This is a genomic window from Saccharopolyspora erythraea, from assembly GCF_018141105.1.
In the GTDB taxonomy this organism is placed as follows: Bacteria; Actinomycetota; Actinomycetes; order Mycobacteriales; family Pseudonocardiaceae; genus Saccharopolyspora_D; species Saccharopolyspora_D erythraea_A.
Genome location: NZ_CP054839.1, coordinates 1,096,139 through 1,120,073, shown reverse-complemented (window position 1 = coordinate 1,120,073; position 23,935 = coordinate 1,096,139). Strand labels below are relative to the sequence as shown.

Sequence of the window (23,935 nt, the reverse complement as noted above, 5' to 3'; positions counted from 1 at the left end):
CAAGGAGGTCGGTGTGCGCCGCCTGCTCACCCTCGCGACCGCGGCCGTCGTCGCGGCCCTCGCCGTTCCCGTGGTCCCCCCGACCGCGTCCACCGCCCCGCCAGGCGTCACCGTCCGCCACGAGACGATTCCCGGCGCCGACGGCGTCGCCCTCGACGCCAAGGTGATCGAGCCGGCCGGTGACGGTCCGTTCCCGCTGCTGGTGATGCCGGCCAGCTGGGCCACACCGAACCTGGAGTACGTCGGCGCCGCGGCCGATCTCGCCTACAACTCCGGATACGTGGTCGTCACCTACACCGCGCGCGGCTTCTGGGCCTCCGGCGGCGCGGTCGAGGTCGCCGGGGCCGAGGACGTCGCCGACGCGTCGAAGGTCATCGACTGGGCGGTGGCCAACACCGGGGCCGACCCCGGCCGCGTCGGCATGGCCGGGATCTCCTACGGCGCGGGCATCAGCGCCCTGACCGCCGCCGCCGACCCGCGCGTGCGGGCCGTCTCGGCGATGAGCGGCTGGGCGGACCTGGAGAAGTCGCTGTACCCGAACGGCACCGTGAACGCGCAGGGTTCCGAGTTGCTGCTCGGGGCGGGCCACCTGACCGGCCGGTTCGGCTCGGACCTCGCCGAGCTGGAGCGCGCGTACCGCGAGGGCCGGATCGAGGACGCCCTGCACCTGGTCCCGGAGCGCTCACCGGCCACCGTCGTGGACGCGATCAACGCCAACGGCACCGCGGTGATGATCGCCAACGCCTGGGAGGACTCGCTCTTCCCGCCGCAGCAGATGGCCGACCTCTACGAGGACCTGCGCGGCCCCAAGCGCCTCATGCTCTCGCCCGGCGACCACGCGACCCCGGAGATCTTCGGCGCGGCGGGCCTGCCCAACGACGTCTGGGACTCCACCCGGCGCTGGTTCGACCACCACCTGCGGGACGTCCCCAACGGCATCGGCGGGGAGAACCCGGTGCGGCTCAAGCCGATCAACGGCGGACCGTGGCGCGGGTACCCGGACTGGGACTCGGTCACCGGCCGGGTCGACACCCGCTACCTCGGCGCGCCCGAACCGCGCCACCCGCTCGCGCCCGTCACCGGCGGGCTGACCACCCAGCCCGGTGCCGGCTGGCAGCACTCGATCTCCGCCGAAGTTCCCACGTTGGCCGACAGCGGGCCGGTGATGATCAGCGGAATCCTCCAGGGCTTCGGCATTCCCGTCGGAGTGTTCACCCCGCTGGTCGACCGCCGCGGGGCCGGGGTGTGGGCCACCGATCCTTACCCGCGCGCGGTGACGGTCAGCGGCACGCCGAGGCTCAGCACGACGGTCACCTCCGACTCCGACGACACGACGCTGTTCGCCTACCTCTACGACGTGGACGCCTTCGGCGCGGGCAGCCTGATCAGCCACAAACCCGTGACGCTGCACGGCGGCGCATCGGGTGGCCCGCAGCGGGTCGAGCTGGCACTGGAGCCCGGGCTCTGGACCGTGCCGGCCGGGCACCGGCTGGTACTGGTCGTCGACACCCTCGACCCCCGCTACGGCAGCAGCGCGCAGGCGGGCTCGCGCGTCGGCTTCGACTCACCGGCCGGTGCGCCGTCCCGGCTGGACATCCCGCTGGGCTGACCTCCAGGCCGCGGCCGGCGGGACGGGCGCCGCCGCGGCCGCGCGGGCTGTCACCTGGCGCGAAGTCCTGGCGCACCTACCGTTCGGGGCGTCGCTGCGGGCGCGCGGGCTGCCACCACGCCCGCACGGCCCGGAGCGTTCACGGCGCGCAGGCGTCGAGCGCGGCCTCCACGTCGGTGACGACGGTCAGCGCGTCCAGCGAGCTGCTGCTCGCGAAACCGCTGTCGACCATGCCGTGCAGCCAGTCCAGCAGCCCGCGGTAGTGGCCCTCCGGGTCCAGCAGCACCACCGGCTTGGCGTGCATGCCGAGGTAGCGCGAGGTCCACACCTCGAACAGCTCCTCGCACGTGCCGATGCCGCCCGGCAGGGCCAGGAACGCGCTGGCGTGCGCGTCCATCAGGCCCTTGCGCTCGCGCATGGTGTCGACGACCAGCAGTTCGTCGGAGTCGCTGTCGGCGACCTCCAGGTCGACCAGCGCCCGCGGGATCACGCCGACGGTCCGCGCACCGCCCGCCCTGGCGGCGCGCGTCACCTCGCCCATCATCGACACCCGGCCGCCGCCGGAGACCAGCGACCAGCCGCGCTTGGCGATGCCCGTGCCGACCTCGGCGGCCAGGTCGAGGTGGTGCTGCGGGACCGGGCGGGACGCGCAGTAGACGCAGACCGCCACCGTTGCCGACTCCTCGTTCAATGCGCGGCCTCCCAAGCCTGGTACGCCTCCTCGACGATGCTCACGGCATCATCGATGTCGTCGGTCAGGTGCAACAAGCCCATTTCCTTCTCGCCGATCTTGCCGGTGGCGAGCATGCTGTCGCGCACCCAGTCGTAGAGGCCCTGCCAGTAGGACTTGCCGAAGAGCACCACGGGGAACTTGGTGACCTTCTTGGTCTGCACCAGCGTCAGCGACTCGAACAGCTCGTCCATCGTGCCGAAGCCGCCGGGCAGGCAGATGAACGCCTGCGCGTACTTGATGAACATCGTCTTGCGCGCGAAGAAGTAGCGGAAGTTGACGCCGAGGTCGACCCACGGGTTGAGCCCCTGCTCGAAGGGCAGTTCGATGCCCAGCCCGATCGAGAGGCCGCCCGCCTCCGAGGCGCCCCGGTTGACCGCCTCCATGGTGCCGGGGCCGCCCCCGGTGATCACCGCGCAGCCGATGGCGGCCAGCGCCGCGCCGAGCTCCACGCCCGCGGCGTACTCGGGGTGCTCCCGCGGGGTTCTGGCCGATCCGAAGACGGTCACCGCCCGGGGCACCTCGGCCAGCGCACCGAAGCCCTCGACGAACTCCGCCTGGATCCGCAGCACCCGCCACGGGTCGGTGTGCACCCAGTCCGACGGGCCGCGCGAGTCGAGCAGGCGCTGGTCGGTCGTGGTGGGCTCGGCGAGCCTCGACCGGCGCAGGACCACCGGTCCGCGTTGCTTCTCCTGCGGGTGCTCGGCACCGTTCGGTGTGCCCCAGGGGCCCTCAATCGTCATGCGATCGAGAGTAAGCACCCGCGGCGAACGGCGGGTGAGCCATCAGTGTCACGGGCGTGCCGCGCCGGTCTCGCCGAGCCGACGATTCCGCTGTTCAAGAGCTTCGCGGCGGTGCGTGCGGGGCGTACGATACGAGGGGTTAGATCGAGTGAATTCGGCGATCCGTCGCCGACACGGGCGATCACGGTGGTTCACACGGGGACGGGACGGATCGCCGGGCACGACCGCGAATCGAGCCCGGGGAGCCTGCCATGGTCATCGAGGCGTTGCTCGTAGCAATCGTGCTCGTCGTGCTCTACGTGGGTTCGGCCGTGAAGGTCATCAAGCAGTACGAGCGCGGCGTGGTGTTCCGCTTCGGCCGGCTGCAGGAGCAGACCCGCGGGCCCGGCCTGACCACGATCGTCCCGGTGGTGGACCGGCTGCGGAAGGTCAACCTCCAGATCGTCACGATGCCGGTCCCGGCGCAGGAGGGCATCACCCGCGACAACGTGACCGTGCGGGTCGACGCCGTCGTCTACTTCAAGGTGGAGGACGCCGCGCGCGCCATCGTCAACGTCGAGGACTACCTGTTCGCGGTCGGTCAGGTCGCGCAGACCTCGCTGCGCTCGATCATCGGCAAGAGCGACCTCGACGACCTGCTGTCCAACCGGGAGCGGCTCAACCAGGGGCTCGAGCTGATGATCGACAACCCCGCGCTGGGCTGGGGCGTGCACATCGACCGGGTGGAGATCAAGGACGTCTCGCTGCCGGAGTCGATGAAGCGCTCGATCGCCCGGCAGGCCGAGGCCGAGCGGGAACGGCGCTCCCGGGTCATCGCCGCCGACGGCGAGTACCAGGCGTCGCAGCGCCTCGCCGACGCCGCGACCGTCATGGCCGACACGCCGGCGGCGCTGCAACTGCGGCTGCTGGAGACGGTGGTCGAGGTGGCGGCGGAGAAGAACTCGACGCTCGTGCTGCCCTTCCCCGTCGAGCTGCTGCGGTTCGTCGAGCACGTGAAGTCCGATCAGGGGGGCGGGGCGGCCGCGCCCGAGCCGAGGCGTCCGGAGTCGGACCAGCCGGCGGAAGCGGAACGCCTGGCCGACGCGGAGCGCTTGGCCGCCGGTGGGCGACAGGAGGAGCTCGCGGCGGCCGGACCGGCACCCGGGGAGGCACTGGCACGCGGGGAGGCACTGGCGCAGGGCGAAGAACCGGTGCCGGACGAGGAGCTGGTGCAGGACGAGGATCGGGTGCGGCGGGGCGCCCCGGCGGACAGCGAACCTGGAGAGCCTTCGCGTATGGCTGGCGAACCCGGTATGGCCGAGGCGCCGCAGCCCCGGCAGGTACCGGATGACGAACCCGGCTCTCCGGGCTTCCGGCCCGATTCGCAACGGCCCCTCGGCCAGTCCTGGACCACAACCGGCGCGGACTGACCCACGCGCCCCAGCCGCCGACGGGGTGGCGGAACGGCACGCGCGCCCGATCGCGTTCGCCTCGGCGTGTCAGTCGATACCACCGGCCACTGCCCCACTGACACGCACACGCGACAGGCTCACCTCGGCATGTCGGCTGACACCACCAGCCACCGCCACCGACACGCGCACCCGACCAGGCTCACCCCGGCATGTCGGTCGCCTTCACCGCTGATCGCCCTGCCGACACGCGCACGCAACCGCGCTCACCCCAGCGTGTCGGTTGCCTTCTCCGCAGACCGCCCCACCGACACGCGCGCCTGACCACGGTCGCCCTCGCGTGTCGGACAGCTGCACCACCCTGGCCAGGATGCGAGTCGGACCGCACACGCGTGTATCGCACGTGCATCGGACTACAAGCATTCCGGCGTGTCGGTTCGGCCAATGCGGCCCCGGATCCGACACGCGCACTTGACCAAGCTCCCCCCGGCGTGTCGGTTGACACCACCAGTCACCGCCCACCGACACGCACACGCACACGCGCACGCGCACGCGCACCTGACCAGGCTCACCCCGGCATGTCGGTCGCCTCCACCGCCGATTGCCCCACCGACACGCGCACGCGACAACGCTCAACCCAGCGTGTCAGTCGCCTTCTCCGCAGACCGCCCCACCGACACGCGCACGCGACAACGCTCAACCCCGCGTGTCGGTAAGCCACCGCCGCAGCCGCCGCACCTCACCTCGCCCCGCGAAGGCAGTCGGCGCCAGCCCCTCAGCCCTCCGGGCTGAGGAAGCGCCGCAGGGCCTGGGCGCAGTGGCGGATCTGCGTCACCGGCACGTGCTCCTGCTGCGTGTGGGCCAGCGTCGGGGCGCCGGGCCCGAAGTTCACCGCGGGCAGCCCGCGCGCGGCGAACCGCGCCACGTCGGTCCACCCCAGCTTCGCGACCGGCGGCTGTCCGGACGCCGCCACCAGCTCCGCCGCCGCGGGCGCCGTGAGTCCCGGCAGCGCGCCCTGCGCCCCGTCGGTCAGCGTCACGTCGAAGCCGTCGAAGACCTCCCGCACGTGCGCCTCCGCCTCGGCCAGGGAGCGGTCCGGGGCGAAGCGGTGGTTCACCGTCACCACGCAGCTGTCCGGGACGACGTTGCCCGCGACGCCACCGGCGATCCGCACCGCCTGCAGCCCCTCGTGGTACTGGAGGCCGTCGATCATGGGCTGCCTCGGCGTGTAGTCGACCAGGCGCTGCAGGACCGGCTGCGCCGCATGGATGGCGTTCTCGCCCATCCACGCCCGCGCCGTGTGCGCCCGCGCACCCTTCGTGCGCACCTCGACCCGCAGCGTGCCCTGGCACCCGGCCTCGATCGCCGCGTTCGACGGCTCGCAGACCACCGCGAGGTCGCCGTCGAGCCATTCCGGCAGCTCCCGCTCGATGCGGTTCAGGCCGTTGCGCTCGGCCTCGACCTCCTCGCAGTCGTAGAACAGGAAGGTCAGGTCGTGGCGCGGGTCGGTGAGCCCGGCGGCGATGCCGAGCATCACCGCGTCGCCGCTCTTCATGTCGGCCGTGCCGCAGCCGTGCAGCAGCTCGTCGTCGCCCGAGCCGCTGCGGTGCGACGGGAGGTTGTCGTTGACCGGCACGGTGTCGAGGTGCCCGGCGAGCACCACTCGGGAGCCCCGGCCCAGGTTCGTCCTGGCCAGCACGGCCTCGCCGTTGCGCACGACCTCCAGGTGCGGCGCCTGCTCGCGCAGCGCGTGCTCGACCGCGTCGGCGATGAGCTTCTCGTCGCCCGACACGCTCGGGATGTCCACCAGCGCGGCGGTGAGCTCGACAGGGTCTGCGGTGAGGTTCAGCTCGGCGGTCACGTGGGGGAGGCTACCGGTATTCACCGAATCGCCCCTTCCGAGCCACTTGATCGGGATAGCCTGCCCGCCGGAGGTGGGCAGTGAGCTACCAAGCCGTCATGCAGAACCTTCGCGAGGCCGCCGCGAAGGCGAGGTCGGCCGGTGACCAGGCCGCCGCGGTCGACCTCGGCTCCGCCGCGACGGACCTGGCCACCGCCCTGCCCGGCAGCCGTTCCGCGCAGGCCGCGGGCGCGGTGGCGCGGAGCTGGTCCCAGACCGTCAAGGTGTGGAGCCGCGACGCGCGCGCCCACGGCGCGGCGCTCGACTCGGCCGCCGCCGAGTACGGCGGGAACGAGCAGGCCGCCGCCGACGCCTTCGGACGCATCGCCGCGGAGATGAGGGAGCAGGCCGGCTGATGGTGTCGCTTTCCGACGTCCGCAGGTGGGAGCCGGCCGCGCTGGAGAAGGTCTTCGCCGCGCTGGGCAGGCACCAGGACCGGCTGGTCGCCGTCGACGACGAGCTGAAGGGCTCAGCCCGGCCCGAGGGCTGGCGTGGTGCGGCCGCCGATTCCGCCGCGCAGAGCCACGCGGGCCTGACCCGGGTGATGCGGGAGCTGGTGGTCGAGGTGGCCGCGGTCCGCCGCTGCGTCGCCGAGACCGCCGACGAGGTGGAGGCGATCCACAGGCTGCTCCGCGAAGCCGACGACCTGGCCAGGGGAAACGGCTTCGAGATCACCGCCGAGGGCGGCGTCCGCGACGTCGCTCCGCCCGACGACGTGCCGGCCGACCAGATCGAGCAGGTCAGGCAGGAGCGCATCCGCGTCCGCGACCAGCTCGTGGAGAAGGTCCGCGAGATCCTCCAACGGGCCAACCGCGCCGACGAGGAGCTGGCGAAGGTGCTCACCGACGCCGAGAACGACGTCATGGACCCCGGCCGGGGCGGCTCGCTCGCCGACGACGCCGCGACCGGCGACGCCCGCGGCCTGGCCGCGACCATCGACGCACCGCCCGCGGGCACTGCGGCGGAGAACGCCCGCTGGTGGAAGTCGCTGTCGCGGGAGGAGCAGGACGCGCTGCGCGCGGCCCCTCCCGCCTGGCTCGGCAACCGCGACGGCATCCCCGCCCAAGTCCGCGACCTGGCCAACCGCAACCGCATCGACGACGAACGCGACGCCCTGCACGAGGAGAGGGCCGGGATCGAGCGGGGCGGTGTCTCCGAGGACGAGCGCGCGAAGCTCGAGGAGGTCGACGGCAAGATCGCCTCCATCGATGCCATCGACAAGACGCTCGAACGGCAGCCGCCGAGGCAACTGCTGGTGCTGGACTCCGGCGGTGAGCGCCTCAAGGCCGCGGTGGCTGTGGGCGACGTCGACACCGCCGATCACGTCTCGGTGTTCACCCCGGGGCTCAACAGCACGGTGAGCGGCACCCTGGAGGGCCTCGACCACCAGATGAACCAGCTCCGCACCCAAGCCCAGCACGAGAGCGACCGCTACGGCGAAGGCGGCACGGTCGCCGCGGTCAGCTGGATCGGCTACGAGGCCCCGCAGGACGACGAGCACGCGCCGTGGGATGAGAACTCGGTGATCCGCTCCGACTCCGCGCAGGAGGGCGGAGCGAAGCTCAACGAGTTCTTCAGGGGCATCAACGCCTCCCGCGACACCGATCCGCACCTGACCGCGCTCGGGCACTCCTACGGTTCGACCACGACCGGCTACGCGTTGCAGGGCGGTGGGCACGGGGTGGACGACGCGATCGTCTTCGGCTCCCCCGGCGTCGGCACCGACGACGTCGAGGACCTGCACATGCCGGAGGGGCACACCTACCGGATCGAGGCGAGGAACGACCCGGTGGCCGACTTCGGGCGCTTCGGCGGCGATCCCACGCACATGGAGGGCATCCAGGACCTCTCCGCCGAGGAGGCGACCGAGCCCGGTGGCGGCCGGCGGCTCGGGGAGTCCACCGGGCACAGCGGTTACGTCGCCGACAACAGCACCAGCCAGCACAACATGGCCGCCGTCGTCGCGGGTCTGCCCGACCGCACCGTGCGGGGCGAGGGCAAGGGCTTCGGCGACTACCTTTCATGGGCACCCTCGAAGATCCGGGACCTGTTCTGATGAAGAAGCTCGTTCTGTTCACGCTCTGCGCCGTGCTCGCCGCCGGATGCGCGGGACGGCCGGGCCCGACCCCCGGGGGAGATGTGGAAGACCAGCGCGCGACCCTCCAGCAGCGGCCGAGCATCGAGGAGGTGACCGCCCGCTACGACCAGATGCAGCGCGAGCTCCGGGAGCGGCTGTCCGCCGAGATCGGGTCGCTGTCCTGGACCCCGCGCGAGCCGATGAGCAACGCCGGCTGCGCGGACTTCCCCAACCTGGGTGGGGAGACTCGGATGCTGGAGTCGTGGCGCTCCAGCGGCAACCTCCCCGACGCCAACTGGCCGCGCGCGGTACGCGTCGTGGGAGAGGTGACCGCCCGATACGGCTTCGGCGCCGTGGAGGTCGTCGTCGACCGGCCCGGCGACCACCAGATCACCGCGACCGACCAGTACGGCGGCAGCTACCTGTTCGGCACCGCGAAGAACACCCTGCTGACCGTCAGCACCGGCTGCCACCTGCCGCAGGGCGGATGAGCCCCCTCGGCGCGCGTTCGGCGGCAGGCACTTCGGCGCTGTTGCTCACCGCAACAGTGGCCGGCGGGTGCGCGAGCGGGCCCGAGGACGGTGCCGCCGCGCTGCGGCAACGCCCCTCCATCGAGGAGATCAGCGACCGCTACGGCCGGATGCAGCAAGAGCTGCGCGACCGGCTGGCCGCGGAGCTCGGCGTGTCCGCGTGGGTGAACGACGGGGAGGCGAGCCGGGCGGGTTGCGCGGACTTCCCCGGCATCCAAGAGGCCGAGAGCCGCACCCTCGACCGGTGGACCTACGAGGCGAACATCGCCGACGAGCGCTGGCCGGAGGCCGTCCGGGTCGCTGCCGAGGTCACCGCCGGTTACGGGTTCGGGGCACCCAGGCCGGTCGTCGACCGCCCCGACGACCACGAGGTCGAGGCCACCGACGGGTTCGCAGCGGTCTACCGGTTCGGCACGGCGAAGAACACCATCCTCAGCCTCAGCACCGGCTGCCACCTGCCGCAGGGCAGTCTGGGCTGATGTCCCCGGCAGTCGGCCTGGGACCTGTGATGCCGCCTACACCGACGCCACCGCATGCCCGCCCCGGGGCTGCCGCCCCACCCCGGCCGCTGTAGAAAACCGCAGGTGAGAGCCCCGGCCGAAGCACCGCCCGGAGGCTCGTGAGGCGTCGGCGGCCCGGTCGTCGCACGCCCCTTGCTAGCAGTGGTCACCTGCGCCGATTACGGTTTCCAGCCATGAGCAGTGCACTCACACCCGACCCGCAGGCCACCGGAGCCCACGGCATCGGCCTGGCCACCGTCACCGACGACGGCACCGTGCTGGACACCTGGTTCCCCACCGTCCGGCTCGGCGAGCCCGGGGAGTCGGGCACCCGGCGCCTGTCCGCCGAGGAGGCCGCGCAGTCGCTCGGCGAGGCCGGCGCTGCGCTGGTCGGTCGCGACGACGCCCGCGGCGTCGACGTCGTGGCGGTGCGCACCGACATCTCCCGGCTGGCCGACGAGCCCGCCGACGCCCACGACCTCTACCTTCGCCTGCACCTGCTGTCGCACCGGCTGGTGCGCCCGCACGGCCAGAACCTCGACGGCATGTTCGGCCTGCTGTCCAACGTCGTGTGGACCAACCACGGCCCGTGCCCGGTGGAGGGCTTCGAGGCGACCCGCCTCAGGCTGCGCGCCCGCGGCCCGGTCACCGTCTACAGCATCGACAAGTTCCCGCGCATGGTCGACTACGTCGCGCCGTCGGGCGTGCGCGTCGGCGACGCCGACCGGGTGCGCCTCGGCGCCCACCTGGCCAGCGGCACGACGGTGATGCACGAGGGCTTCGTCAACTTCAACGCCGGCACGCTGGGCGCCTCCATGGTCGAGGGCCGCATCTCGGCGGGCGTGGTGATGGGCGACGGCTCCGACCTCGGCGGCGGCGCCTCGATCATGGGCACGCTGTCCGGTGGCGGCAAGGAGGTCATCTCCGTCGGCGAGCGCTGCCTGATCGGCGCCAACGGCGGCGTGGGCATCTCGCTCGGCGACGACTGCGTCGTGGAGGCCGGCCTCTACGTCACGGCGGGCACCAAGGTCACGCTGCCGGACGGCACGATCACCAAGGCGCGCGAGCTTTCGGGGTCGGCCGGACTGCTGTTCCGCCGCAACTCCAGCACCGGCGCGGTCGAGGTCGCGCCGCGCTCGGGCGGCAAGGTCGAGCTGAACGCCGTCCTGCACGCCAACGACTGAGCGCCGGAGCACCGCTGCGACGGCGGGCGGGCCTGCTTCGCCTGGATGAACCAGGCGGACGGTCCGCCCGCCGTTCCTATAATCGGGAATGGTTTCCACCGGGACGCAGGGTTGGCAGAGCCGTGACGTGGCGGGCGCGATCGGTCTCGACGAGCCGATCACCGCTGGTCGCGACGCACCCGTCAGGGAACACGTCCGCGCCGGGCTGGACGTCCGGCTGCGCGCGATGGTCCGGCACGACCCCGGCACCAGGCTGGGCGAGGACCCCGAGGAACTGCACCAGATGCGGGTCTCGGTGCGGCGGATGCGGGCGATGCTCCGATCCGGCCGCCCGTTCCTGGACCAGGACTGGTCGGAGCCGCTGCGCGCGGAGCTGGGCTGGCTCGGCCGCGCGCTGGGCCCGGTCCGCGACCTCGACGTGCTGATCGACCGGCTGCGCCAGGAAAGCGCCGACCTCGACGCCGAGGAGCGCGCAGCGGCGGCCCGGCTGCTCTCCGGCCTGGAGGTCGAGCACGGCGAGGCCCGCTTCGAGCTGCTCGCGGCGCTGGACAGCGACCGCTACGTGGAGCTGGTGCGCGAGCTGGCCGCCGCGGTGCGCACCGAACTGCCCTCGCCGAAGTCCGATGTGGACGGACCGGACGAGCTGCGACGCCTGGTCGCAAAGGAGTACCGGAAGCTGCGCAAGGCGGTGGGCAAGCTCGGCGACGACCCCTCCGACGCGGAGCTGCACGCGCTGCGCATCCGCGGCAAGCGCCTGCGCTACACCGCCGAGCTGGCCGAGTCCGCGCTCGACGTCAAACCGCTGCTGAAGGCCGCGAAGCGGTTCCAGGACGTGCTCGGCGAACACCAGGACGCGTGCGTCGCCGAGCAGCGGCTGCGCGACCTACTGCACGCACTCGGGGACGGCGCGGACGGTGCCGTGGCGTTCGTGGCCGGACGGCTCGTCGAGCGCGAGGCTGCCCGCCGCCGCGATCGCCGCGCCGAGTGGCCGACGGCGTGGAAGGAGCTCAGCAAACGCGCCACCGCCGCGTAGCGGTGGCACCGCCGCGACGCGGCGGCACCGCCGCAAAGCGGCGGCAACACGTCCCTGGCCCTTCCCGACCGCAAGCGCAGCCACGGCCCCAAACTCGACAGCCGCGAACCCGTAGACGAACAGACATGAAATAGCGCGCTTCGACCATGTTCCGTCCAACCGCGGCCAGGTTGACTGACGCTCATGACACAACCACCGATCCTCGTCCTGGCCGCGACGGGCAAGACCGGACGCCGGGTGGTGACCCGGCTGCGGGCTGCCGGGCACCAGGTGCGCGCCGCTTCCCGTTCGAGCGACGTCCGCTTCGACTGGTACGACCCCTCGACGTGGCCGGCCGCGCTGGCCGACGTCCAGGCCGTCTACCTGGTCGTACCGGACGACCCCGCCCCCATCGACCCGTTCGTCCGCCAGGCGGTGGCCGCCGGTGTCCGGCGCTTCGTGGTGCTTTCCGGCCGCGGCATCGACTTTCTCCCCATCCCCGGCATGAAGACGGCCGAGGACGCGGTCCGGGCGACGGAGGCCGAGTGGACGATCCTGCGGGCCAACAACTTCCACCAGAACTACGACGAAGACGTGTTCCTGCACCCGGTCCGCGAAGGCGAGGTGGCGCTGCCGCTCGGCGACGAGCCGGAGCCGACCATCGACGTCGAGGACATCGCCGAGGTCGCGGTCGCGGCGCTCACCGAGGACGGCCACGCCGGAAGGGTCTACCAGCTGTCCGGCCCGCGCGGCATCGGCTTCCGCGAGGCGGTCGAGCTGATCGGGAAGGCCACCGGCCGGACGATCCGCTACGTCGAACTCCCGACCGAGGAATACGTGGCCGCGCAGGTGGCGCAGGGCGTCGCGGAGGCCGAAGCGAGGTTCCTCGCCTCCCTGTGGGACCTGGTGCGCAGCGGGCACGTCGCCGCACCCACCGATGACGTCCGCGCGGTCACCGGGCACGCGCCCCGGGACTTCGAGTCCTACGTCGAACGGGTCGCCGAGACCGGTGTCTGGGGCCCGCCGCATCGCGGCGGCAACACTTCTCAGGCTTCCCCAACCACACACGCAACAGGGCCCCAAACCTGACAGCTGCGCAACTGCGGACTCCGCAGCTCCGCGGCTCTCAGGTTTTGGCCGTTGGTGCGACTGCGACTGCGAAAGGCCAGGGAGGTGTTGCCGCCGCTACGCGGCGGGCGGCGGCTACCCCAGCCGCTTCGCGGCGGCGTCGATGCGCTCGTCGGACTCGGTGAGCGCGATCCGCACGTGACGCTCGCCGGCCGGTCCGTAGAACGTGCCCGGGGCGACCAGGATGCCGCGTTCGGCCAGCCAGTCCACGGTCTCCAACGCCGGCTCCCCGCGCGTGGCCCACAGGTACAGGCCCGCCTCGGAGTGCTCGACGGTGAAGCCCGCGGCCTCCAGCGCGGGACGCAGCACCGCTCGCCGGGCCGCGTACAGCTCGCGCTGCACGCGCACGTGCTCGTCGTCGTCGAGGGCGGCGGTCACCGCCTCCTGCACCGGCCTCGGCACGATCATGCCCGCGTGCTTGCGCAGCTCCAGGAGCCGCTTGACCAGCGCCGGGTCACCGGTGACGAACCCGGCCCGGTAGCCGGCGAGGTTCGACGACTTCGACAGCGAGTGCACCGCGAGCACCCCGGTGAGGTCCTCGGTCACCGACGGGTGCAGCACCGACACGGGGTCGGCGTCCCAGCCCAGCGCCAGGTAGCACTCGTCGGAGGCCACCACCGCGCCCAGCTCGCGCGCCGCTCGCACCGAGGCGCGCAGCCGTTCGGCCTCCAGCACCCGTCCGGTCGGGTTGGAAGGCGAGTTCAGCCACAGCAGCGCCGTTCCGGGCGGTGGCGGGTCGTCCGGTCCGAGCCGCACGACGGTCGCGCCCGCCAGCTTCGCGCCGACCTCGTAGGTCGGATACGCCAGCTCGGGGATCGCGACGACGTCGCCCTCCCCGACGCCCAGCAGCATCGGCAGCCAGGCGACGAGCTCCTTCGAGCCGATGGTCGGCAGCACCGCTTCCGGGTCCACGCCCCGGATCCCGAACCGCCGTTCCAGCGCCCCCACAGCAGCGGCGCGCAGCTCCGGCGTGCCGTGCGTGGCCGGGTAACCGGGGCGGTCCGAGACCGAAGCCAGCGCCTCGCGCAGCCGCGCGGGCACCGGGTCGACCGGTGTGCCCACCGAGAGGTTGACGATGCCGTCCGGGTGCGCCTGGGCCCGCGCCTTCTGCCCGGCGAGCGAGTCCCAGGGGAAGTCCGGCAGGCTCGGACCGCGGCGCCCGGCCGACGACGCGGCCGGGCCGGTCCCCGATGTCATTCGCCCTGCGGGGGCAGGCTGGTGACAGGCTCGACGTCGCGGTCGACCTTGCCCACCTTGGCCGCGCCGCCGGGCGAACCGAGCTCGTCGAAGAAGTCGACGTTCGCCTTGGTGTAGGCGGCCCACTCGTCCGGGACGTCGTCCTCGTAGTAGATGGCCTCCACCGGGCACACCGGCTCGCAGGCACCGCAGTCGACGCACTCATCGGGGTGGATGTAGAGCATCCGCCCACCCTCGTAGATGCAGTCGACAGGGCACTCCTCGATGCATGCCTTGTCGAGCACGTCGACGCAGGGCTCGGCGATCACGTAGGTCACGGTTGCTCTCCTGCTTGAAGCGTTTGTCGTACCCGCGCGAGGAATCTCCCGGCGCGGCTGCTGACAGTATCCCCCGAGCCCGGCTGGCCGGGGAACTGGTCCCACGACGTGGAGCGGGTTCCGGCACCACACGACGGCGTCAACGGCGTGTACCGGGCAGGTCACCTTGATCGTTCGACCAGGTGACCAGCGACGGAGCGACGGCGGAGTGTTGTTCGACACACCGTCAGGTCAGTGCGCCGCCCGCCCGGCCTCGACGGCGTTGCGGGCCAGCACGATGCCCAGCATCATCGCGCTCGGCAACGCGCCGGCCGCGATGAACAGCAGCGCACGCCAGTCGCCGACGAGCACCACGTCCCCGCCCGGGCCGAACAGCCCGAACACGAACACCGCGAGGAACCACACCACCAGCGGCGCGGCGGCGACACTGCGGTGGTGCGAGAGCCTGCCCGCCGCCGAGACCAGCAGCGGAGTGGTGACCGCGGCCACCGCGGCCATGATCGGGAACTTCACCGGGCCGATCCACAACGGCAGGAACAGCAGCTCGGTGACGGCCAGGACGAGCGCGTCGAGCAGCAGGAAGCCGAACAGGACCCGGTCGGCAGCCGTCAACGGGCGCCCACCGGCTCGGTCCCGCTCACGCCGAGTCCGCCGAACAGGTCCGTCTCGCAGCCCTGCGGGTCACCGCTCGCCAGCACGTAGTGCTCGGTGTTCACCACCGGCTGCGCGACGCCGTTGGACAGCGCGTACGCGGCCACCCCGGCGCCGTTGTTCCACTGCTCCAGCCACATCTTCACCTGGGTGCCGTGCGCCCGGAGCGCGCTGATCTTGGCGGGCAGGTGCTCGCCGACGTCGACCACGGTCGTGATCCCCTCGTCGGGCACCCCTGGCAGCTCGTGCGGCTCGGGCAGCTCGAAGGGCATCCCCTCGGCCTCGGCCAGCGCCGCCAGACCTTCCTTCACCACGCCCTGCGAGGGTACGGCGTGGAAGACCCGCAGCACGTCCGGGACCTTCGCGGCGGCGGCCGTCGTCACCTCGTGGGCGCGGATGTGGTCGGGGTGGCCGTAGCCGCCGTCGGCGGCGTAGGTCACCACCACCTGCGGCCGGAACTCCCGCAGCAGCTCCTCCAGGGCGCCTGCCTGCTCCTCGGCGTCGCCGACGGCGAAGGCGCGCGGATGCGCGTCCGGCAGCGCGCCGGCCTGCCCCGGCTTCTCCCAGAGCATCCCGGAGTCGCGCCAGCGGCCGACGCCGCCGAGGAACCGCTGGTCGGCGACGCGCAGCGCGGCGCACGCCGAGCGCAGCTCGCCGACCCGGTAGCCGCCGAGCTGGTCGGCCTGGTCGGCGGCCAGGCCGCGCAGGTTCTCCGGGATGACCTCGCCTTCCTCGCCGAGGGTGCAGGTCACAACGACCACCTGCACTCCGCGGGCGGCGTAGCGGGCGATCGTCCCGCCGGTCCAGAGGGTCTCGTCATCGGGGTGTGCGTGTACCAGCAGCAACCGCGGTGGGGCCGTCAGCGTCACCGGTCCAGCCTAGTTGGCGAGGTGCGGGCGTCGGCGGAAGGTAGCGGCATTGACCTGAACGTCCGTTTCACGAGAGCGCTGCCAGGCGCAACGGAATACGGCCGAACGATCCAGCGGCGGTTGCGTCATCGGAGGGTGCCGGGTTGGTTCGCGGCGTGCGAGGTCACCAGCGCGACCGCCCGGTCGCCCGGCTCCAGCAGCGAGTCGCGGCGAAGCGCGTCGATCCCGACCAACCCCGCGGCCGAGCTCAGCTCCGCCCCGACACCGGCCCTGCCCAGCCGCTCGGCCGCCTCGTGCAGGTCGGCGTCGGTGCACGCCACGGCGGTGCCGCCGGACTCGCGGATCACCCGCAGCGACATGACGGTGGCCTGCGGGTTGCTGATCGAGGTGGCTTCGACCGGCCCGGTGACGTCGTTGGCCGGGGGCGGTTCGGCACCCTCGCGCAGGGCCCGGCTCAGCGACGGGTAGCGCTCCACGGCGACCATCCTCGGGGTCCTCGACACCACGCCGAGCGCCTGCAGCTCCTGGAACCCCAGCCACATCCCGGCGAAGCCGTCGCCGCGCGACACCGGCGCGAGCACCACCTCCGGCACGTCGCCGAGGTCGCGCACGATCTCGTAGGCGATCGTCTTGTAGCCCTCGACGCCGACCCACAGGCTGCTGACCGGGACCTCGGAGGTGTTGGTCAGCACCGTCCACTCGTCGGCGTGCTCGCGCAGGATCGCCCAGCGCTGCTCGGGGGTGTCGCCGAACAGCAGCCGCCCGCCGAACCTGCGGACCAGTCCGCTCGCGGTGCCGCTGATCTCGCCGGTGGTGACCACCACCGACTCCAGCCCGGCAGCGGCGGCGTAGGCGGCGGCCGCGACACCGGCGTTGCCGCTGGAGGCGACCGCCACCGTGCTAGCGCCGGCCTCTCGGGCCCACGACACGGCGGTGGTGAAGAACCGGTCCTTGAAGCTGCCGGTGGGGTTGCGGCGCTCGTCCTTGAGCAGCACGCCCCCGTCCAGTTCGAGCAGCGGCGTCGCGCCCTCGGCGAGCGTGACCGCCTTCGCCGCGTCGACCGGCAGCAGCTCGTGGTGCGACCACAGGCCCGGCCTCCGGCGCGACCACTCCGCCCACAGCGCCGCGCCGTCGACCCCGCTCAGGTCGTGGTCGGCGACCAGCGCGGACGGCACGCCCGCGGCCCGGCAGCCGGAGCATCCCGAGGTGTCGTACCGCAGCCCGGTCCGCTCGCCGCACCGGACACAACGCAAGCCCCGCAGCACCCGCCCACTCCTCACGTATTCCGGTCGTGCCCGTTCACGGCTGGTGAGCTACCAGCCGTCGTTCTTGGCCGGTGTCCCCAGCCACTGGTCGGCAGTGGAGAAGGGCCCGGCGAAGCCGTGGCCGGGCTGCACCCCGCGCACGTCGCGGCCCAGGGCCAGCACCTGCGCCTGCTGGTACAGCGGCACCGCGACCGCCGCGTTCCACACCGCCGGCTCGACCCGTGCCGAGGCCGCCGCGAACGGCAGCCGCCCGGTGATCGCGGCGTCGACCGTCGGCTGCAGCAGCTCATCGCAGAATCCGGCCGCGTTGTAGGGGAAGGGCTGCTCGCTGTCGGGGGCGACGCCGGGGCAGCCGAAGGAGGCGGCCATCATCGCCGCCGGATCACCACCGGCGGGCCGCGGCGCGATCGCCATGTCGACCGACACCGCCGAACCCGGGTCCTCGGTCTTCGGGTTGGCCGCGAGCATCTCGCCGAAGAGCTGGTCGCCGGTCGGGGTCGTCACGGTCGCCTGGATGCCCTGCTCACGCAGCTGCCGCGCGGCGGCCTCGGCGATCCGCACGTACTGCTCGTGCTCGAAGGGAGCGGCGATCAGCAGGTTCAGCGGACGCCCGTCGCGCGACCACACACCCCCGACGCGCTGGTAGCCGGCCTCGCTCAGCAGCCGGTCGACCCGCGCCGGGTCGGGCCGCTCGGGGAAGGCTCCCGCGGGCTCGGTCGGGACGTAGCCGGGCTCGGACGGCGCGAGGACCTGCGCGTGCGCCTGCAACTGGTCGGCGGGGCCGCCGCCGGTGCCCGCGTCGATCAACGCGCCCCGGTCCAGCGCGGCGGCGACGGCGTTGCGGACCCGGACGTCGGAGAGCTGCCTGCTGCTGGGACGCAGCAGCAGCTGCATGGTCGCGGGCCTGGGCACCGTGATCAGCTGCACCCGGTCGCCCATCTCCCGCAGCGCGTTCATGGTCGCGGTGTCGGCGCCGAACACGGCCAGATGCGTGTCACCGCTGCGCAGCGCGGATAGCTGGCCCTGCTTGTCGGCGGCCCGGAACACGATCCGGTCGGAGACCGCGGGCGTGCCCCACCAGCGCTCGTTGCGCTCCAGGATGATCTCGCCGCGGTCCAGGTCCACCTGGCGGATGGCGAAAGGCCCGCCGGAAGCCGGATAGCCCTCGTCCAGCGCGGTCGCCCAGCCGCGGGGCGCGTCGCGCAGCAGGTGCGCCGGGAGCAGGTTGTTGAACAGCGTCTTCCAGCCGGGGAACGGCTTGGCGAAGGTGACCTCGACGGTCTTGCCCGCCTGCCGCGACGCCACGTCCTCGATGAGCTGGTATCCGGCCGGGTCGGCGACACCGGGCTGCGAGCGCAGCTGCTCCCACAGGTAGACGAAGTCCTCGGCGGCGATCGGCGCCCCGTCGGACCAGCCCGCCTCCTTGCGGATGCGGTAGCGGACGGTGAACTTGCCCGCCTCCGGCACCACCTCGGCGGACTCCATCAGCGTGGTGTCCAGTTGCAGGGAGCCGTCGGCGGCCGGGCGGAACACCGACGGCAGCATCAGGCTCGACAGCGCCGACGAGGTCGGCGAGAGGTCGGCCAGCGTGTGCGGGTTGAAGCCGCCTTCCAGGTGATCGAGCCCCACCACGACCTCGGTCGGCATCGGCTGGCCCGAGGACGACGTGGTCTCCGGCGCCGTGGTCGTGGGCTGCACGAGGGGCGGCGGCGGTGCGTTGGTGCAGGCCGCGACCGAGCTCAGCAGCGCCACCAGCAGAACGGCCGCGGTGAACGGGCGGCGTCGACCGTGCGACACGACGTACGAACCTCCCCTCACCGCACCACCGGCCGGAGGTGCGTCCGAGACAGCCAACCGCGCTCTCGCGGTAATGGACGTGCCGAAGTCCCCCATGGTTGCTTCCGCCGATCCGGTGGACGACACCGGGGGCCACCGCGCAGCGTTGACCAGCGCGGCATGTCAACCACCCGAAGGCGTGAAGAAGGACCGGTGGGTCTCGGGTGCCGCCGTGGCCGCCCGGCGCCGTCCATCCCGGCGTCCACCCGCGGGCGGGACGAGCCGGCCGGCTCGTCCTCCCACATTACGCAGCGGCCGGGCCTGCCACCCGGCAAGCCGCCGCTACGCCTGGTTGTCGCGGGCCTTCTGGCGGGAGCGCTCGCGGCCGCGGGTGGTGCTGTCCAGGATCATCTTGCGCACCCGGATCGCCTCCGGCCCGACCTCGACGCACTCGTCACCGGAGCAGAACTCCAGGGCCTCCTCCAGCCCGAGCTTGCGCGGGCGGGCCAGCCGCTCCAGCTCGTCGCCGGTGGCCGAGCGCATGTTGGTGAGCTTCTTCTCCTTGGTCACGTTGATGTCGAGGTCCTCGGCGCGCGGGTTCTCCCCCACGACCATGCCCTCGTACACCTCCGCGCCGGGCTCGACGAAGAAGCTGCCGCGGTCGGCCAGCTGGAGCATCGCGTAGCTGGTGACCGAGCCGGAGCGGTCGGCGACCAACGAGCCGCTGTGCCGGGTGCGCAGCTCGCCCACCCACGGGAAGTAGCCCTCGAAGACGTGGTTGGCGATGCCGGTGCCGCGGGTCTCGGTGAGGAACTCGGTGCGGAAGCCGATCAGGCCGCGGGACGGGATCACGTACTCCAGCTTGATCCGGCCGGTGCCGTGGCCGTCCATCGTCTCCATCCGGCCCTTGCGGCCGGCCAGCAGCTGGGTGATCGCGCCGAGGTGCTCCTCCGGCGAGTCGATCGTCAGCCGCTCGAAGGGCTCGCAGAGCTTGCCGTCGATGGTCCTGGTCACCACCTGCGGCTTGCCGACGGTCAGCTCGAAGCCCTCCCGGCGCATCGTCTCCACCAGCACCGCCAGCGCCAGCTCACCGCGGCCCTGGACCTCCCAGGTGTCCGGGCGGTCGGTCGGCACGACCTTGACGCTGACGTTGCCGATCAGCTCGGCGTCGAGCCGGTTCTTGACCAGCCGGGCGGTGACCTTGGTGCCGCCGTTGCGGCCGGTCAGCGGCGAGGTGTTGACGCCGATGGTCATCGAGATCGCCGGGTCGTCGACGGTGATCCGGGGCAGCGGACGCGGGTCCTCGGGGTCGGCCAGGGTGTCGCCGATGGTGATGTCGGGGATGCCCGCGATGGCGACCAGGTCGCCCGCCGAGGCCTCCGCCGCCGGCACCCGGTCCAGGTTCTCGGTGATCAGCAGCTCGGTGAGCTTGACCTTCTCCACGGTGCCGTCCGCGCGGCACCAGCCGACGGTCTGGCCCTTGCGCATCGTGCCGGAGTGGATCCGGCACAGCGCGATCCGGCCGAGGAAGGAGGAGGCGTCGAGGTTGGTCACCAGGGCCTGCAGCGGCGCGTCGGTCTCGGCGACCGGTGCGGGCACCCGCTCCAGCAGCACGTCGAACAGCGAGGTCAGGTCCTCGTCGGCTGGGAGGTCGCCGTCGCCGGGGGCGGTCAGGCTGGCCCGGCCGGCGCGCGCGGAGGCGTAGATCACCGGCAGGTCCAGGATCTGCTCCATGTCGACGCCGCCGCCCTCGCCGTCGAGCTCGGAGGCCAGGTCCAGCAGCAGGTCGTGGGCCTCGTCGACGACCTCGGCGATCCGGGCGTCGGGGCGGTCGACCTTGTTGACGACCAGGATCACCGGCAGCCCGGCCGCCAGCGTCTTGCGCAGCACGAACCGGGTCTGCGGCAGGGGGCCCTCGCTGGCGTCGACGAGCAGCACCACGCCGTCGACCATGGACAGGCCGCGCTCGACCTCGCCGCCGAAGTCGGCGTGGCCGGGGGTGTCCACCACGTTGATGGTCACCGGGCCGTCCGGGGTCATCCGGCGGATGGCCGTGTTCTTGGCCAGGATCGTGATGCCCTTCTCGCGCTCCAGGTCGTTGGAGTCCATCACGCGGTCGACCAGCTCGGCGCGTTCGGAGAAGGCGCCGGACTGCCGCAGCATGGCGTCGACCAGGGTCGTCTTGCCGTGGTCGACGTGCGCGACGATGGCGACGTTGCGCAGGTCGCTGCGTACCTGCTGGGTGGGGGCGACGCTCGTGGCGGACACGCGGGTACTCCTGTCGAACTGGAAGGTGGGCGAACTGAGTCGATCCTGGCTGCGGCGGTTCTCGTCGACTCGGGTTCGGCCGCGGCTCCGCTGTGTTGGTCGCCGCTGCGGAGCGGATTTACGGCACCTCCGGGGCCCGGCGGTGCGGCGCGATGTCGACGCGCGGCTCGCTCCAGCGTAGTGCAAGGTGATTGCGAGACCGCCGACACGTGCTCAGCGCAACATCCAACACCGCTCCCAACATCAAGTTCGCCCGAACGGGTTAGGTTCGCCTACCCTGTCCGCCGACGCACCCGAGGACCGGAAAGACCAGAGCAGCGTGGGCAAGACGATCAAGGTCAAGAGCAAGTGCTGCCGTTCGCGGCCACCGTGCAAGAGCTGTCCGATCGTGGTCCTGCGGGAGATCCTTCGCGAGGCGAAGGCCGAGGACCTGCGCAAGGAGCGCAAGAAGGCGCGCAAGCACGCGGACAAGGCCGCGAAGGACCCCGCCGCGGACGCGGACCTGGCCGGCTGGGAGGCCGAGCCAGGTGACGGCAACGGCTTGGGCGCCGAGGGCGACGACGGCCACGACTCGAAGAAGGACGGCAAGAAGAGCGACAAGAAGGCCGCGAAGAAGGCCGCCGCGAAGGACCGTGACCGGAAGGAGTCCGGCAAGAAGAAGCCGGGCAAGAAGGGCACGGGCAAGAAGTAGCCCCGGCCGGTTCCGCAACTCAGCTCCGCGGACCGGTCGTGGCGAGATCGACTCCGGCAGGACCGGTGGCGGCAAGATCAATTCTTGCCGAACGGGTGGCGGCGGATCAATCCCGACCGGACGGGGAAGCGGCAAGATCAATCCCCGCCGGACCGGGGTGGCGGCAAGATCGATCAGGTCGAGATCAATTCGGCCGAGATCGATTCCGGCGAAAAAGGACTTCGGCGATCAGTTCCGGCGCGGACGGATTCACCTGGAACATTCGGACAATTCCATCAAAAGGCACGCGAATTCACATGGCCTCGGCGCCGGCGCCGGGGCGCGGTCTTCTCGATGCGGTTATTCGCCCGCCGGAGCCAGGGGGTCGGCGTACCTGGCCAGCTCGGGCACCGTCCGCAGGGCCTGGAACTCGATCACCTCGTGCCGGGTCAGCTTGTGCAGGGCGAACGGGTCGGTGGCCAGGATCGCCTCCAGCCTGCCGCGGGGCATCGCCCTGGCGATGATCACAGCCCCGGCCATCGGCCTGCGATGCCCGGTCGCGATGAAGTCGCCCGCGTCGTAGTGCTGGGTGACCCATTCGTAGTGATCCACCAGCCATGCGTCTATGTCTGCTTGCGGGGCCGTGTAATTCAGCAGAACCACGTACATATCTTCAAGGTAACTCCGGCACCGGCACACCGCCGCCAACCCGGCCGCCGAATTCCCGCGGGTGTCCGGGCGGGAACTACCGGACTTTTCCGATCATCCGCGGATGCGCTTTCGGTGACCGCGCATGCCTTTCGGCACTTCCGGACGCCGTTTCCGGCGCTCTCGGACGCCACTCTCCGGCGCCGGCTGATGCACATTCCGGGTCGACGCGGTCCGCCACCGCACGCGGAACGGTTGACCGCCGCCACTTGCCGAGCGGTAAGCTTCCGGACATGCGCGAGCACCTGAGCATGTGGTGGGCCGCCCACGGGCGGCCCGGACGCATCGCGCACTGACCAACGCGAACCGGCCGCCATCAGGCGGCCGGCGCGAATCGCGGTCATCCTGGTGGCGGCCCGGACACCAGGAGATCATCATGACCCGTCTATCCGGCATCACGCCCTCCGGCCACGTGCACCTCGGCAACCACCTCGGCGCGGTCCGCCGGTGGGCGGCCGAGCGGGAGCCGGAGGACCTGTTCTTCGTCTCCGACCTGCACGCGATGACCGCGCCGCACCGCCCGGAGCGGCTGCGCTCGCTCACCCGCGAGGTGTTCGCGGTGCTGCTCGGCGCGGGCATCGAACCGGACTCGGTGTTCGTGCAGTCCGACCTCGCCTACGAGCTGGGCGCGCTGAACTGGGTGCTCGAGTGCACCTGCACCTACGGCGAGGCGGCGCGCATGATCCAGTTCAAGGAGAAGGGCGCCGGCCAGGAGTCGGTCCGCGTCGGCCTGCTCACCTACCCGGTGCTCATGGCCGCCGACATCCTGATGCAGGGCGCGTCCGAGGTGCCGGTCGGCACCGACCAGGACCAGCACGTCGAGCTGGCCCGGACCCTGGCCAGGAGGTTCAACTCCAACTACGGCGAGGTGTTCGTCGTCCCGCGCGCGGTGGTGCCCAAGACGGCGGCGAGGATCCGGGACCTCGGCGACCCGAGCCGCAAGATGGCCAAGTCCTCGCAGCAGTCCCCCGGCAGCGTGTTCGTGCTCGACGAGCCCGACGCGATCCGCCGCAAGTTCCGCCGGGCGGTGACCGACGGCGGCGACGAGGTCCGCTACGACCCCGAGGCCAAGCCCGGGGTCGCGAACCTGCTGGAGATCCTCGCGGCGTGCAAGGGCACCAGCCCGTACGCCGCGGCCGACTCGGTCGGCTCGTACGCGGAGCTCAAGGACACCGTCGCGGAGGCGGTCGTCGAGGAGCTGCGGCCCGTGCGCGAACGCGCGCGGGAGCTGCTCGACGACTCCGCGGAGCTCGACCGCGTGCGGGCGCACGGCGCGAAGCGCGCGGCGGAGCGCGCGCGCCCGCGGCTGGAGGCCGCGCTGCGCGTCGCGGGGCTGCGCTGAAGGGCCGCGGGCTGCGCCGATGACGGGCGAAGCGCCCTGACCTGCGGCGAAGCGGGTCAGGGCGCTTGCAG

Annotated in this window: 21 protein-coding genes and 1 pseudogene; 11 read left to right on the top strand and 11 right to left on the bottom strand. The window is 72.3% G+C overall.

From position 1 onward, the window contains the following. The first annotated feature begins 13 nt into the window (after positions 1-13). Entirely contained in the window at positions 14-1,609 is a 1,596-nt protein-coding gene (locus HUO13_RS05135; protein WP_211900331.1) for a CocE/NonD family hydrolase, read from the top strand. A 139-nt stretch (positions 1,610-1,748) separates the two neighbouring features. On the opposite strand, the gene HUO13_RS05130 is transcribed toward HUO13_RS05135, so the two are convergent. After that, the gene (locus HUO13_RS05130) at positions 1,749-2,300 is read right to left on the bottom strand and encodes a TIGR00730 family Rossman fold protein (protein ID WP_211900330.1); all 552 of its coding nucleotides are present in this window, start codon (positions 2,298-2,300) and stop codon (positions 1,749-1,751) included. Then, positions 2,297-3,082 carry a TIGR00730 family Rossman fold protein gene (locus tag HUO13_RS05125; RefSeq protein WP_211900329.1) on the bottom strand — a complete coding sequence of 262 codons (786 nt, stop codon included), beginning with the start codon at positions 3,080-3,082 and terminating at the stop codon, positions 2,297-2,299. The genes HUO13_RS05130 and HUO13_RS05125 overlap by 4 nt, the downstream gene beginning before the upstream one ends. Before the next feature lie 251 nt (positions 3,083-3,333). Between HUO13_RS05125 and HUO13_RS37295 the strand changes: the two are divergent. Further along, positions 3,334-4,152 (top strand): annotated as a pseudogene (locus tag HUO13_RS37295) (slipin family protein); the annotation flags it as partial. Positions 4,153-5,245: 1,093 nt separating this feature from the next. On the opposite strand, the gene dapE reads toward HUO13_RS37295, so the two are convergent. Beyond that, entirely contained in the window at positions 5,246-6,331 is a 1,086-nt protein-coding gene (gene dapE / locus HUO13_RS05115) for a succinyl-diaminopimelate desuccinylase (protein ID WP_211900327.1), read from the bottom strand. 80 nt (positions 6,332-6,411) lie between these two features. Between dapE and HUO13_RS05110 the strand changes: the two genes are divergently transcribed. The 7 genes from HUO13_RS05110 (at position 6,412) to HUO13_RS05080 (ending at position 12,762) form a co-directional block, all read left to right on the top strand. After that, positions 6,412-6,726: a hypothetical protein gene (locus HUO13_RS05110; RefSeq protein WP_211900326.1), complete on the top strand. Its 315-nt coding sequence runs from the start codon at positions 6,412-6,414 to the stop codon at positions 6,724-6,726. Continuing rightward, positions 6,726-8,426: an alpha/beta hydrolase gene (locus HUO13_RS05105; protein WP_211900325.1), complete on the top strand. Its 1,701-nt coding sequence runs from the start codon at positions 6,726-6,728 to the stop codon at positions 8,424-8,426. Before HUO13_RS05110 ends, HUO13_RS05105 begins: the two co-directional genes overlap by 1 nt. Continuing rightward, on the top strand, positions 8,426-8,938 hold the full coding sequence (locus tag HUO13_RS05100) for an LppA family lipoprotein (RefSeq protein WP_211900324.1): 513 nt from the start codon (positions 8,426-8,428) through the stop codon (positions 8,936-8,938). The genes HUO13_RS05105 and HUO13_RS05100 overlap by 1 nt, the downstream gene beginning before the upstream one ends. Then, positions 8,935-9,456, top strand: a complete 522-nt coding sequence (locus tag HUO13_RS05095; RefSeq protein WP_211900323.1) for an LppA family lipoprotein — start codon at positions 8,935-8,937, stop codon at positions 9,454-9,456. Before HUO13_RS05100 ends, HUO13_RS05095 begins: the two co-directional genes overlap by 4 nt. 215 nt (positions 9,457-9,671) lie before the next feature. Further along, positions 9,672-10,661, top strand: a complete 990-nt coding sequence (gene dapD, locus HUO13_RS05090; protein ID WP_211900322.1) for a 2,3,4,5-tetrahydropyridine-2,6-dicarboxylate N-succinyltransferase — start codon at positions 9,672-9,674, stop codon at positions 10,659-10,661. Between the two features lie 88 nt (positions 10,662-10,749). Continuing rightward, on the top strand, positions 10,750-11,694 hold the full coding sequence (locus tag HUO13_RS05085) for a CHAD domain-containing protein (protein ID WP_211900321.1): 945 nt from the start codon (positions 10,750-10,752) through the stop codon (positions 11,692-11,694). Positions 11,695-11,877: 183 nt separating this feature from the next. Next, positions 11,878-12,762 carry an NAD(P)H-binding protein gene (locus tag HUO13_RS05080; RefSeq protein WP_211900320.1) on the top strand — a complete coding sequence of 295 codons (885 nt, stop codon included), beginning with the start codon at positions 11,878-11,880 and terminating at the stop codon, positions 12,760-12,762. Positions 12,763-12,876: 114 nt separating this feature from the next. Here the strand turns inward: HUO13_RS05080 and dapC are convergent, their stop codons facing one another. From dapC to typA, 7 genes are all read right to left on the bottom strand, one after another. Further along, positions 12,877-13,998, bottom strand: coding sequence for a succinyldiaminopimelate transaminase (gene dapC, locus HUO13_RS05075; protein ID WP_211900319.1), 1,122 nt, complete (start codon positions 13,996-13,998; stop codon positions 12,877-12,879). After that, the gene (gene fdxA / locus HUO13_RS05070) at positions 13,995-14,315 is read right to left on the bottom strand and encodes a ferredoxin (RefSeq protein ID WP_211900318.1); all 321 of its coding nucleotides are present in this window, start codon (positions 14,313-14,315) and stop codon (positions 13,995-13,997) included. Before fdxA ends, dapC begins: the two co-directional genes overlap by 4 nt. Positions 14,316-14,546: 231 nt before the next feature. Next, positions 14,547-14,927, bottom strand: a complete 381-nt coding sequence (locus tag HUO13_RS05065) for a hypothetical protein (RefSeq protein ID WP_211900317.1) — start codon at positions 14,925-14,927, stop codon at positions 14,547-14,549. After that, positions 14,924-15,835, bottom strand: coding sequence for an N-acetyl-1-D-myo-inositol-2-amino-2-deoxy-alpha-D-glucopyranoside deacetylase (mshB, locus tag HUO13_RS05060; RefSeq protein ID WP_211900316.1), 912 nt, complete (start codon positions 15,833-15,835; stop codon positions 14,924-14,926). The genes HUO13_RS05065 and mshB overlap by 4 nt, the downstream gene beginning before the upstream one ends. Before the next feature lie 125 nt (positions 15,836-15,960). Further along, a complete protein-coding gene (locus tag HUO13_RS05055; protein WP_211900315.1) occupies positions 15,961-17,100 on the bottom strand; it encodes a threonine synthase in 1,140 nt (379 codons plus the stop codon). Positions 17,101-17,148: 48 nt separating this feature from the next. Beyond that, the gene (locus tag HUO13_RS05050; RefSeq protein ID WP_211900314.1) at positions 17,149-18,897 is read right to left on the bottom strand and encodes an ABC transporter family substrate-binding protein; all 1,749 of its coding nucleotides are present in this window, start codon (positions 18,895-18,897) and stop codon (positions 17,149-17,151) included. Between the two features lie 321 nt (positions 18,898-19,218). Continuing rightward, entirely contained in the window at positions 19,219-21,144 is a 1,926-nt protein-coding gene (typA, locus tag HUO13_RS05045; protein ID WP_211900313.1) for a translational GTPase TypA, read from the bottom strand. Positions 21,145-21,463: 319 nt separating this feature from the next. On the opposite strand from typA, the gene HUO13_RS05040 reads away from it, so the two are divergent. Beyond that, positions 21,464-21,835, top strand: a complete 372-nt coding sequence (locus HUO13_RS05040) for a hypothetical protein (protein ID WP_211900312.1) — start codon at positions 21,464-21,466, stop codon at positions 21,833-21,835. A gap of 339 nt (positions 21,836-22,174) precedes the next feature. Here the strand turns inward: HUO13_RS05040 and HUO13_RS05035 are convergent, their stop codons facing one another. Then, complete coding sequence (locus tag HUO13_RS05035; RefSeq protein WP_211900311.1) at positions 22,175-22,483, bottom strand: YciI family protein; 309 nt, start codon at positions 22,481-22,483, stop codon at positions 22,175-22,177. 415 nt (positions 22,484-22,898) lie between these two features. On the opposite strand from HUO13_RS05035, the gene trpS reads away from it, so the two are divergent. Next, positions 22,899-23,864, top strand: a complete 966-nt coding sequence (gene trpS / locus HUO13_RS05030) for a tryptophan--tRNA ligase (protein ID WP_211900310.1) — start codon at positions 22,899-22,901, stop codon at positions 23,862-23,864. The last annotated feature ends 71 nt before the right edge of the window (positions 23,865-23,935 follow it).

Coding starts and splice junctions, on each gene's coding strand:
- HUO13_RS05085 (WP_211900321.1), top strand. CDS start 10,750: ATGGTTTCCACCGGGACGCAGGGTTGGCAGAGCCGTGACGTGGCGGGC.
- HUO13_RS05035 (WP_211900311.1), bottom strand. CDS start 22,483: ATGTACGTGGTTCTGCTGAATTACACGGCCCCGCAAGCAGACATAGAC.
- dapD (WP_211900322.1), top strand. CDS start 9,672: ATGAGCAGTGCACTCACACCCGACCCGCAGGCCACCGGAGCCCACGGC.
- trpS (WP_211900310.1), top strand. CDS start 22,899: ATGACCCGTCTATCCGGCATCACGCCCTCCGGCCACGTGCACCTCGGC.
- HUO13_RS05105 (WP_211900325.1), top strand. CDS start 6,726: ATGGTGTCGCTTTCCGACGTCCGCAGGTGGGAGCCGGCCGCGCTGGAG.
- HUO13_RS05100 (WP_211900324.1), top strand. CDS start 8,426: ATGAAGAAGCTCGTTCTGTTCACGCTCTGCGCCGTGCTCGCCGCCGGA.
- dapC (WP_211900319.1), bottom strand. CDS start 13,998: ATGACATCGGGGACCGGCCCGGCCGCGTCGTCGGCCGGGCGCCGCGGT.
- HUO13_RS05095 (WP_211900323.1), top strand. CDS start 8,935: ATGAGCCCCCTCGGCGCGCGTTCGGCGGCAGGCACTTCGGCGCTGTTG.
- HUO13_RS05125 (WP_211900329.1), bottom strand. CDS start 3,082: ATGACGATTGAGGGCCCCTGGGGCACACCGAACGGTGCCGAGCACCCG.
- HUO13_RS05080 (WP_211900320.1), top strand. CDS start 11,878: ATGACACAACCACCGATCCTCGTCCTGGCCGCGACGGGCAAGACCGGA.